The sequence below is a fragment of the Loktanella sp. M215 genome (assembly GCF_021735925.1).
In the GTDB taxonomy this organism is placed as follows: Bacteria; Pseudomonadota; Alphaproteobacteria; order Rhodobacterales; family Rhodobacteraceae; genus Loktanella.
This window is the reverse complement of record NZ_WMEA01000008.1, coordinates 122,538-133,372: the sequence shown is the minus strand read 5'-3', so window position 1 is coordinate 133,372 and position 10,835 is coordinate 122,538. Positions and strand designations below refer to the sequence as shown.

Below are 10,835 nucleotides of genomic sequence, written 5' to 3'. Positions count from 1 at the left end.
TCAGCCGGTTCGTGTTGGAAGAGGCGATTTCCAGAAGGCGGCCCGAGGGCGCGGAGGGGTCGTCGGCGCGTTTCGCGACCATCAGGCCCAACGCACCCTTGATCGAGGTCAAAGGCGTCCGCAGCTCGTGGCTGATGGTTGCGATGAACTCGCCCTTGATCTGTTCCGCGCGTTTTTCCAATGTGATGTCGCTGATCTGGACGATGTAGATTTCAGTGCCCTGCGCCGGATCGAAGGCCCATGACACCTTGATCAGGCCCCAACGGATATCGCCATCTAGGCACCGGATCCGGTGTTCGCCACGATAGGTGCGCGTGGAGTCGCCCTGCAGGTCGACGATCGCCGACAGGACGGGTTCGCGATCCTCGGGCATCAGGATCATGTCGAGGTGACTGCCGTTCAGTGCGTCTTCGGCGTGGCCGGTCAGCTGGGACAGGGCGCCGTTCGTCCGCGTCAGCGTGCCGTTCTGATCGAGGATCGCGGTGCCGACCGGGGCGCGGTCGATCACGAGGCGCAGCAGTTCCTCGCTGTGGCTGCGGGCGGTTTCCGCCGTGCGCAGGGCGGTGATGTCAGTCTGCGATCCGATCAGCCGCAGGGCGGTGCCATCCGCATCGCGCTTTACCACGACGGCGTCGGACCGCAGCCAGCGCCAGCTGTCGTCGGGCATCCTGACCCGAAACTCTGAAATCGACCGCGGCGTATCGCCCCTGATCGCAGCCAGATCGGCGGCCTGCAGGACCTTCAGATCGTCCGGATGGATACGGGAAAAGAAATGCGCCTGCGCATCCAGAGGAATGCCCACAGGCACCTCCAGCATCTGCCGCCAGGTGTCGGAGACGACGGATGTGTTGGTCTTCAGGTCGACGTCGAACACCCCGAGCTCTGCCCCCTGCAATGCAAGATTCCAGCGCTGCTCTGCATCGCTGATCGCCTGTTGCGACTGGGTTTCTTCGGTCACGTCGCGCAGCAGGACGGACTGGACGACATCACCGTTCGACCTGTGCCAGACGTTCGTCTGCATCTCGAGCTTGCGCTGTTGCCCGTCGCGAAAGGCGGTGGCCATCTGTGGTGTGCCGGTATCGGCGTCAGGGTCATCCAGTGTGACCATGTCGGCCAGACGGCGTCCCTTCAGATCGGTCTTCGGCAATCCCAGCAGAACGACAGAAGCGGCATTGGCCGACCGGATGATCCCGTCCGAATCCAGGTGCATGACACCGAAGACCGAATTTTCGATGACGGCCCGGTTTTGAAGAACACGGTCCGACAGGGCACGGGTCTTTTTCTCGACCAGCCTGTTGATCTCGGTCTCTCGGTTGGCGAGCGCGCGGAGGTAGAACCACAAAAGCAGTGTCGTGCCAAAGCCTGCAAACAAAACGATATAGGGCGCCGGACTGTGGTGCAGGGCGTCGAAGGCAGGTGAACTCGCCCATGTCACGGTCCAGGTCCGCCCAAAGATCGGTATGTCTTCGGACCGGACATACTGCGAGCGGTCATCGGCTTGGCCCGAGTGAAAGATGGTCTGCCCTGCGTCCGTGACAGTGACGTCGAACAGATCGCCCTGATTGGCGGAAAGGCCCGAGAGGGCGTCGTTCGTGAAGTACGGCGCATAGACCCATCCGATATGCGCGGCCCGGCGCGCCGCTTCGGTCGCGGGAATCGGCGTGACGTCATAGATCGGGCGCAGCAGCAGCGCGCCCCAGGTCTCAGTGTTGCGTTGCACCAGAGCGACCGGTCCGGTCATCTGTGGCTGGCCTGTATCACGGGCCAGCAGGGCCGCGGTACGTCGCTTCTGTTCGAAACTGATGTCCAGTCCACGGGCCGCGGAATTGATCCCGCCGGGTTCGATGTAGCGAATGATCATCTTGTCCGGACGCCCGGTTTCGGGATGCACCACCAGTTCCGGCTCTCCTGCGTCACGCGCCGTTTGCAGGATGTCCATCAGGTCCGGACCGTTGCTGGGCACGACCAGCCCCAGCCCCAGGATCCCCGGTAAGGTCCGTTCGATATCAAGAGCCTCGACATATGTGGCCCAGTCCGCCCCCGACACGTTGTCCGATGCATCATAGAAGGCCGCAAGCCCGTTCAGGCTCAGCAGATAGCTCTCGATCCGCATCAGCATCGCAGAGCGGCTGTCAGCGACAATCGCCTGATAGGCCGATTCGGCGCGGCGCTGTGCAATCACTTCGGCCGCGATCGCGACCCCTGCGGTCAGGCCCAGGCAGATGAGGGAAATCAGGATGTGAACCCTGATGTTCGGTTTGACTGGCATGAACGGATACTACCCAAAACTGGCCTTCTGCGGGGCCTGCTGGATGATTAACCGCAAGTGGGTCGAACGCGACCGGTTGACGGACACATTTTGCAGCGCTGTGCTATTTCTGCCTAAGCGTGTGGTCACCTGACCATTCGGCAGGTTCGGCAAATAGCGCCTGCCGGTTGCATCGACCGCAAAAAGATCGCCGGCGTGACAAATTCCTACCGCAATTGGCGGTCACCCGTAGGTTAACAAGATTTAAACCGCATCCCGCAGATGTGTGTGCTGGCAGAAAGGCCGTTTCATGAAAATCCTGGCTGTGGATGACGACCCCTTCATCCTCGAACTCCTGATGGAAATCATCGGGCACGTCGGAGACCATGATCTGCATACCGCGTCCTCCGGGCCGGAGGCGCTGTCGATCCTGCACGCCAGCAAGGATTTCGATTGCGTCCTGCTGGACTACCAGATGCCCGAAATGAACGGGGCCGAGGTCTGCCGCGCCCTGCGCCTGATCGCGGGCTATGCGCAGACGCCGGTGATGATGCTGACCGCGATGTCGGAAAAGCGTTATATCGACTCGGCTTTTCTGGCGGGCGCGTCGGATTATCTGAACAAGCCTTTCGATATCGCGGAATTGCGGGTCCGTCTGAATTTGCTGGAATCCCTCGTGCAGGCGCGCCGGCAGGCCGGCGTCACGTTCGAGCAGACGCCGTCGGGGCACCGCGCCAGTGTCGAAACCGGGCCGCTGTCGATCTACAAGCCGTTCGAGATTCGTGACATCGACGGGATCGTCGATGTGGTGGCGCTGGAAAACTACGTCTCGAAACTGTCGCGGGCGCGGCTGTTCGGGTCCAGCGTCTTTGCCGTGTCGATCCGCCGGATCGAGCAGCTTTTTCTGCAGACCACGGCCTTTGATTTTCAGTGCATGATCGTCGATGTGGCAGAGGCGCTGTCGGACACGCTGGCGGGGCATACCTTCGTTGCGGCCTACGCTGGCAGCGGGTCTTTCGTCTGTGTCGTCGAAGGCGCGCGGATGAACGATTATCCTGCCTTCACCGACCGGCTGAATATCGCGATCCAGCGGCTGGAGATGCACTGCAGCAACGGTGCGCCGCTGAACGTGCGCGTCAGCACCGGACAGGCCAACCGCATCATGTGGCAGTCGGGTGCGACTGCGCTGGACCTGCTCTCTCAGGCGGTGAACAGTGCGGAACACGAGGCGCGCCGCGTCGAGGCGAACCTTGACGACTTCTGGTACATCGGGGCGAGTGCGTGATGGATCGTCAATCCTTTGATGACGGGATGAACCGGCTGAAAAGTCTTTTCATCCGCAAGCTTTGCGAGCGGCATGACCGGCTGGAGCTGCTGGCCGAAAACCTGACCGAATGTGTCGATCCGGTCGAAACCGTGGCCGAGGTCGAATCCATCCTGCACAAGATTGCGGGTGCCGCAGGGTCGGTCGGCCTGCAGGCCCTTGGCGAAGAGGCGTCGCAGGTGGAATGTCTGATCCGCAGTCAGCGCACCGCGGGCAAGTGCGACGTGAACGGCATCTCAGCCGCGCTCGATACCTTTCTGGAAATGTCGCTCGACATCTGCGGCACGGCGGGGCTGTCGATGCCCGGCGCACCGCAGGCGGCGGCTGGCTGAAGCTTCACGGCACCGGTGCTGTCAGGTCCGGACCCGGTTGCGCCGTGGCGTCGTCCAAAATCAGGATCGCACGGAAGTCGTTCACGTTCGTCAGGGTCGGTCCGGTGATGACGGCATCACCCAGCGCCCCGAAAAAGCCGTGACCGTCGTTGTCCGTCAGCCGTGCGCGCGGATGCAAACCCATGTCGCGCGCCCGCTGCAGCGTGTCGGGCCGCAGGATCGCACCTGCGATCTCCTCGATCCCGTCGACGCCGTCCGTATCGCCCGCCAGCGCGTGAACGCCGGGGGTGCCGTTCAGCGCCACGCCAAGGGCCAGCAGGAATTCGACGTTCCGCCCGCCGCGCCCCTTGCCCGTCACCCTGACCGTCGATTCACCGCCTGACAGCAGGATGCAGGGCTTGCGAAACGGCTGGTCTCGCACGACGACCTGTCGCACCAGACCGGCCATCAGGGTGCCAAGCTCCTTCGCTTCGCCCTCGATGGCGTCGCCCAGAATATGCACGTCGATGCCGGACGCGCGCGCCACGGCGGCGGCAGCCTCCAGCGAGGCCTGCGGGGTCGCGATCATCCGCGTCTCGATCCGCAGGGGCAGATCACCGTCCTTGAGGCTCTCGGCTTCACCGGACTCCAACATCCGTCGCACATGACCCGGCACATCCAGCGCGTAGCGGTCGAGGATGTCCAGTGCATTGGCGCAGGTGCTGGCGTCCGTGACCGTGGGACCAGAGGCGATGTCGACCGGATCGTCGCCCGGCACGTCGGAGATAATCAGGTTCACGATCCGCGCCGGCGCACAGGCCGCGGCCAGCCGCCCGCCCTTGATCCCCGACAGATGGCGGCGCACGCAGTTCATCTCTGAAATCGTGGCGCCGGAGGCTAGTAATGCGCGGCTGATCGCCTGCTTGTCGGCCAGCGTCAGATCGCCCAACGGCATCGGCAGTAGCGATGATCCACCGCCCGAGATCAGGCAGATGACCAGATCGTCCTCCGTCAGATCGCTGACCAGATCCATGATGCGCCGCGCCGCGGTAATGCCGGCCGCATCGGGCACCGGGTGGGCGGCCTCGATGATCTCGATCCGCGCGCAGGGGACGGCGTAGCCATAGCGGGTCACGACAAGGCCGGTCAGCGGTCCGGGCCAATGATCCTCGAGCGCGCGCGCCATCGCGGCAGAGGCCTTGCCGGCACCGATCACGACGACCCGTCCCGCAGGTGGCGCGGGCAGCTGGGGCGGCACGCACAGGGCCGGCTGGGCGGCAGCGATCGCGGCATCGAACATGGCGCGCAGCAGGGTGTCGGGCGAGGTCGTCATGGGCAATCTTTCCGGTGATGGTGGTCATGGCAGGCTGATCTTTCCGCGGGACTATAAACTGCCGCGAGGTGCGGCGGAACGCCGTAAAAAGGTGGGGTAAGCGCGGCGTCGTCAACGCCGTGTGTCGGCCTATCGGGCCGTGTGCGCCATGTTCACGTGAATACTTGTTCGTATTTGTGATTTTTATGTGAAGTATTGTTGTAATTCGTGAATATTTGGGATACCGCGGCGCCAATTCAGATGGAGCACCGGGATGAGCGACGAGAACACCTTCAGAGTTTGCGTGATCGGTCTGGGGTCGATGGGGATGGGTGCTGCCCTGTCCTGCCTGCGGGCGGGGCTTGCCACCAGTGGCATCGACCTGAGCCGCGCGCGGCTTGACGCCTTTGCCGCGGCGGGCGGCGAGGCGGTGGCTGTGGCGGCCACCGAATTTGATCTGCAGTTCGATGCGGCGCTGGTGCTTGTCGTGAATGCGGCACAGGCGCGCGAGGCGATCCTGGGCGAGACGGGGATCGCACACCGCATGCGTCCCGGCGGTGCGATCATGGTCAGTTGCACCCAGTCTGCCACCGACGCGCAGGCACTTGGTCAGGACATCGCCGCGCGCGGGTTTCTGATGCTGGATGCGCCGGTATCCGGCGGTGCGGCGAAGGCCGCCAGCGGCGACATGACGGTCATGGCTTCGGGTTCTGAAGAGGCTTTTTGCAGCGCTCGCCCCGGTGCTGGAGGCTGTCGCCGCCAAGGTCTATCGCATCGGGCCGGACATCGGGCAGGGGGCCACGGTCAAGGTCATTCACCAGTTGCTGGCGGGTGTTCACATTGCCGTCGGGGCCGAGGCGATGGCGCTGGCCGCCCGCGCCGGCATCCCGCTGGACACGATGTATGACGTCGTGACCAACGCCGCCGGCAATTCCTGGATGTTCGAAAACCGGATGAAACATGTGGTTGACGGGGATTACACGCCGCAGTCTGCCGTGGATATCTTCGTCAAGGATCTGGGTCTGGTGACGGAAACCGGGCGGGCGCTGCATTTTCCGCTGCCGCTTGCCTCGGCGGCCTTTGCGATGTTCCAGCAGGCGTCGAACATGGGTCATGGCCGCGAGGACGACAGCGCCGTGATCAAGACCTTCGCCGGCGTCGATCTGCCGGGCGGCAAGCCATGAAGATCGGCGTCATCGCGGACGATTTCACCGGTGCGACGGACATTGCCGGATTTCTGGTCTCCGGAGGGTTGACCTGCGTACAGATGATCGGCGTGCCGACGGAGGATGCCGGCGTTCAGGCCGACGCTATCGTCGTGTCGTTGAAGTCGCGGTCGGTCGCAGCCGAAACCGCCGTGGCACAGAGCCTTGATGCGCTGCGCTGGCTGCAGGGGCAGGGGTGCACGCAGATTTTTCAGAAATACTGCTCGACCTTCGATTCCACGCCCAAGGGCAATATCGGTCCGGTGGCCGACGCGCTGCTGGATGCTTTGGGGGCAGACGTAACCGTCATCTGCCCCGCGCTGCCGGTCAACGGACGGTCGGTCTACATGGGGCATCTGTTCGTGGGCGAGGAACTGCTGCAGAACTCCGGCATGCGTCATCACCCGATCACGCCGATGACGGATTCCAGCCTGATCCGGCTGATGGAGGGGCAGTCCCGCGGGCGGTGTGGCCTCGTGACGGCGACGACCGTCGATCAGGGCGTTGCCGCAGTGAAGGCGCGCATCGCCGCATTGCAGGCCGATGGCGTGCGCTATGTCGTGCTGGACGCGGTGTCGGACGCGCATCTGGATACACTGGGGCAGGCGGTGGCCGATATGGCGCTGGTTACCGGCGGGTCCGGTCTGGCGGCGGGCATCGCGCGTGCCGTGACCGGTGGCGCACCGGTGGCCGGTGCGGCAGAGGCGGGTGCGCCGCTGGACGGGCCGGGCGTCGTGATCTCCGGCTCTTGTTCCGAGATGACGAACACACAGGTCAGCGCCTATCGCAAGCTGGCCGCGACCCATGACGTCGATGTGGACCGCTGTCTGGCTGACGCCGATGCCTATGGCGCCGCGCTGGCCGATTGGGTGCTGGCGCAGCCGCAGGACGGGTCCCCCGCGCCAATGATCACCGCAACCGCCGATCCCGCGCGTCTGCGCGCCATTCAGGACCGTCACGGCAGCGCCGCGTCAGAGGCGGTCGAGCGGACCTTTCACGTCGCCGCAGCACGTCTGGCCGAGGGCGGCATCCGCCGCTTTGTCGTGGCGGGAGGCGAGACGTCAGGCTCTGTCACGCAAGGGCTTGGCGTCAGCGGATTCGCCATCGGGCCGCAGATCGCACCCGGCGTGCCTTGGGTCCGGGCGGTCGACCGGCCCCTGTCGCTCGCGCTGAAGTCGGGAAATTTCGGGGCAGAGGATTTCTTTATCACCTGTCAGCCAGAGGCGGTGCGGCCATGACCGATACACTGCAAGCCGACCGCATGGTGCTGCTGTGCAAGAGCCTGTTCGACCGCGGCTATTCCGTGGGCGGGGCTGGCAACGTCTCTGTCCGTAGGGCCGAAGGCGGGTTCATCGTGACGCCCACCGGCAGCAGTCTGGGCCGGTTGTCAGCCGAAAACCTCTCGGTCGTGGGCGCCGACGGCACGCCGGGCGCCGGACCGAAGCCGTCGAAGGAATTCGCCTTTCACCGGGCGCTTTATGACGTGCGGCCCGATGCGGGTGCGATCGTGCATCTGCATTCCACCTACCTTACGGCGCTGTCTTGTCTGGAAGACGTGCCGCGCGACAATGCGATCCGGCCCTTCACGCCCTATTACGTCATGCGGATCGGGCACATGCCGGTCATTCCCTATTACCGCCCCGGATCGCCCGAGATTGGGTGCGATCTGGCACAGGCGGCGCGGGACACGACGGCGCAGGCGTTTCTACTGGCGTCGCACGGTGTCGTCGTGCTGGGCCGTGACATCGACGATGCGGTGAACAACGCCGAAGAGCTGGAGGAGACTGCCAAACTGCAGTTCATCCTGCGCGGCGAACGGGTTCATCACCTGACGAAAGACGAAATCGCGGAACTTGGCGGAGGATACTGACATGACGAAACTGGCCGCAAACCTGTCGATGCTGTTCACGGACGCCCTGTTCCTCGACCGGTTCGACCGGGCCGCCGCCGCGGGGTTCGACGCAGTGGAATTCCTGTTTCCCTATGATTATCCGGTGGAAGAGGTCAAATCGCGTCTGGACCGCAATGGCCTGTCGCTGACCCTGATCAATGCCCCCGCGGGCGATTTCGCCGGGGGCGAGCGTGGCTTTGCCGCCCGTCCCGACAAGCGGTCCGAACACGAGGCGAGCGTCGATCTGGCGGTGACCTATGCGCAGGCGCTGCACTGCCCGCGCATCCATGTGATGTCAGGTATCACCGGCAGCATGGAGCGCGCCGCCTGCGAGGCGGTCTGGATCGACAACATGCGCCTTGCGGCGGACCGTGCGGCGGCGGCCGGGCTGAGCGTGTCGATCGAGCCACTGAACAGCCGGGACGTGCCGGGGTATTTCATCGCCCATCAGGACCCGACGCTGGCGCTGATCCAGCAATTGGACCGCCGCAACGTGTTCCTGCAGTTCGACGTCTACCACGCGCAGATCATGGACGGCGACATCATCCGCAGGATCGCGCGGCTGAAGGGCGCCTACGAACACGTCCAGATCGCCGGTGTGCCCGACCGCCACGAGCCTGATACTGGCGAGCTGCACTATCCCGCGATCTTCGAAGCCTTTGCCCGCGCCGGTTTCGACAACCCGCTGGGGTGCGAATACGTGCCGCGCAACGGGACCGAGGCCGGCCTTGGCTGGGCTGCGCCCTACCTCACACGTAAGGCGCCCGGCGCATGATCCCGGCAGAGCGGCAGCATTTCATCCTCTCGCGGCTGGCAGAATGCGATATCCTGAGCATCCAGCAGCTGACGGAGTTGCTGGACGTCTCTCACATGACGATCCGGCGCGATATCCAGATGCTGGAACAGACCGGGCGTGTCGCGTCGGTGGCGGGCGGCGTCCGGCTGTCGCGCAAGCTGGATCAGGAGTTGCCGCACCTGCAGAAGGCCGCGATGAATGCCGCGCAAAAGCAGGCCATCGGCGCGGCGGCGGCGGCCATGGTGCGTGATGGCATGGTCGTCTACCTTGACGCGGGCACTACCGCGCTGGAGGTCGCACGGCGGATCGGCGACCGGTCAGGCCTTACGGTCGTGACCAACGATTTTGTGGTCTGCGCGTATCTGTCGACCCATTCGGACTGCACCCTTTACCACAGCGGCGGCATGGTCGAACGGGCGAACCAGTCCTGCGTCGGGCCTGCGGCAGCGCAGGCGCTGGCGGGGTTCAATTACGATATCGCCTTCATTTCGACCTCGTCCTGGACGTCCTCTGGCCTGAGTTCCCCGTCAGAGTTGAAGGGGCCGGTGAAGGTCGCGGTCACGGCACAGGCCAAGCGGGTGGTCCTGACATCAGATTCATTCAAATACGGCGTCGTTGCCGCCCTGAACATCCTGCTGATCAGTGCCTTCGACACGATCGTTACGGACACCGGGCTGGACGCCGGCGTGGTGGCAGAGCTGCGCGACAGGAACATCACGGTCGTCATCGCGGGTGATGACCCATCGACACAGAACGAAGGAGACGCACCATGAACATTACGGTGACGGGGGGCGCGGGTTTTCTGGGCAGTCGGCTGATCGCCGCCTTGCTGAAGGCCAAGCCAGAGGCGCGGATCATCTCGCTGGACCGGGGTGCCTGCCCGGTGACGCATGACAACGTGACGAGCATGACAGGGTCCATCGACGATGCGGCGGATGTCGCCCGCGCGATCCCGGCCGGGACGGATATCGTGTACCATCTGGCCGCAGTGCTGTCGGGCCAGTCGGAGCAGGAATTCGACACCGGCCTGCACATCAACGTCGATGCGACGCGGCTGATCCTCGAACGCTGCCGGGCGCTGGCGCAGCCGCCGCGCGTCATTTTCACCAGCTCTCTGGCGGTCTTCGGTGGAGAGATGCCGCAGATCGTGCCGCAGGGCTGGGCCACGCGGCCCGCGTCTTCCTATGGTGTCGGGAAGGCGATCGGAGAGCTGCTGGTGTCTGAATACACGCGCAAGGGGTTCATCGACGGGCTGACCTGCCGGCTGCCCACGATCTGCGTCCGCGCAGGCCAGCCGAACTCTGCCGCGTCGTCCTTCGTGTCTGGCATCATCCGCGAACCGGTGGCGGGCGTGGCGTCCGATTGCCCGGTGCCGCTGGACACGCGGTTGTGGATTTCGTCCCCCGATGCGGCGGTGGCCAATCTGGCGCTGGCCGCCGACCTCGATCTTGAGGGGCTGGGGGCCGACCGGGTGCTGGACATGCCGGGCATCACCGTGACGCCGGCCGCGATGCTGGACAGTTTGCACCGGCTGGTCGGGGCCGCGGCGCGTGACCTTGTCACCCAGTCATCCGACCCGCGGATCATCGATATCGTGTGCAGCTGGCCGGGGGCCTTTGACGATTCCCGGGCCCGCGCCCTTGGATTTGCATCCGACACCGACTTTGACGGTGTGGTGCAGCAGTACCTGAAAGAGGTGCAACCGGCCTGATCGGCCATTTCAGACCCTGAACCGGCCGGTTGGACCG

General features: G+C 64.5%; 11 protein-coding genes. 9 read left to right on the top strand and 2 right to left on the bottom strand.

Annotation, left to right across the window (positions count from 1 at the left end; translation table 11 throughout):
- Positions 1-2,269: CHASE domain-containing protein (locus GLR48_RS25195; protein WP_237066969.1), on the bottom strand; the 2,269-nt coding region annotated here is incomplete at its 3' end.
- Between the two features lie 289 nt (positions 2,270-2,558).
- On the opposite strand from GLR48_RS25195, the gene GLR48_RS25190 reads away from it, so the two are divergent.
- Together GLR48_RS25190 and GLR48_RS25185 are read left to right on the top strand one after the other, a co-directional pair.
- Positions 2,559-3,533 carry a response regulator gene (locus tag GLR48_RS25190; protein ID WP_237066967.1) on the top strand — a complete coding sequence of 325 codons (975 nt, stop codon included), beginning with the start codon at positions 2,559-2,561 and terminating at the stop codon, positions 3,531-3,533.
- Positions 3,533-3,904, top strand: a complete 372-nt coding sequence (locus GLR48_RS25185; RefSeq protein ID WP_237066965.1) for an Hpt domain-containing protein — start codon at positions 3,533-3,535, stop codon at positions 3,902-3,904. The genes GLR48_RS25190 and GLR48_RS25185 overlap by 1 nt, the downstream gene beginning before the upstream one ends.
- 4 nt (positions 3,905-3,908) lie before the next feature.
- On the opposite strand, the gene GLR48_RS25180 is transcribed toward GLR48_RS25185, so the two are convergent.
- The gene (locus GLR48_RS25180) at positions 3,909-5,216 is read right to left on the bottom strand and encodes a glycerate kinase type-2 family protein (RefSeq protein WP_237066963.1); all 1,308 of its coding nucleotides are present in this window, start codon (positions 5,214-5,216) and stop codon (positions 3,909-3,911) included.
- A 253-nt stretch (positions 5,217-5,469) separates the two neighbouring features.
- Here GLR48_RS25180 and GLR48_RS25175 point away from each other — a divergent pair, with 253 nt between their 5' ends.
- Genes GLR48_RS25175 through denD form a run of 7 tightly spaced genes read left to right on the top strand, consistent with a single transcriptional unit; the run spans position 5,470 to position 10,798 of the window.
- Positions 5,470-6,102, top strand: coding sequence for an NAD(P)-binding domain-containing protein (locus tag GLR48_RS25175; RefSeq protein WP_237066961.1), 633 nt, complete (start codon positions 5,470-5,472; stop codon positions 6,100-6,102).
- Entirely contained in the window at positions 6,017-6,379 is a 363-nt protein-coding gene (locus GLR48_RS25170) for an NAD-binding protein (RefSeq protein WP_237066959.1), read from the top strand. Before GLR48_RS25175 ends, GLR48_RS25170 begins: the two co-directional genes overlap by 86 nt.
- The gene (otnK, locus tag GLR48_RS25165; protein ID WP_237066957.1) at positions 6,376-7,638 is read left to right on the top strand and encodes a 3-oxo-tetronate kinase; all 1,263 of its coding nucleotides are present in this window, start codon (positions 6,376-6,378) and stop codon (positions 7,636-7,638) included. Before GLR48_RS25170 ends, otnK begins: the two co-directional genes overlap by 4 nt.
- A complete protein-coding gene (gene otnC / locus GLR48_RS25160; RefSeq protein WP_237066956.1) occupies positions 7,635-8,270 on the top strand; it encodes a 3-oxo-tetronate 4-phosphate decarboxylase in 636 nt (211 codons plus the stop codon). Before otnK ends, otnC begins: the two co-directional genes overlap by 4 nt.
- Position 8,271: 1 nt before the next feature.
- Positions 8,272-9,066: a 2-oxo-tetronate isomerase gene (gene otnI, locus GLR48_RS25155; protein WP_237066954.1), complete on the top strand. Its 795-nt coding sequence runs from the start codon at positions 8,272-8,274 to the stop codon at positions 9,064-9,066.
- A complete protein-coding gene (locus GLR48_RS25150) occupies positions 9,063-9,860 on the top strand; it encodes a DeoR/GlpR family DNA-binding transcription regulator (protein WP_237066952.1) in 798 nt (265 codons plus the stop codon). Before otnI ends, GLR48_RS25150 begins: the two co-directional genes overlap by 4 nt.
- Positions 9,857-10,798 (top strand): D-erythronate dehydrogenase, encoded by a 942-nt coding sequence (gene denD, locus GLR48_RS25145; protein ID WP_237066950.1) that lies wholly within the window; start codon positions 9,857-9,859, stop codon positions 10,796-10,798. The genes GLR48_RS25150 and denD overlap by 4 nt, the downstream gene beginning before the upstream one ends.
- Positions 10,799-10,835 lie beyond the last annotated feature (37 nt).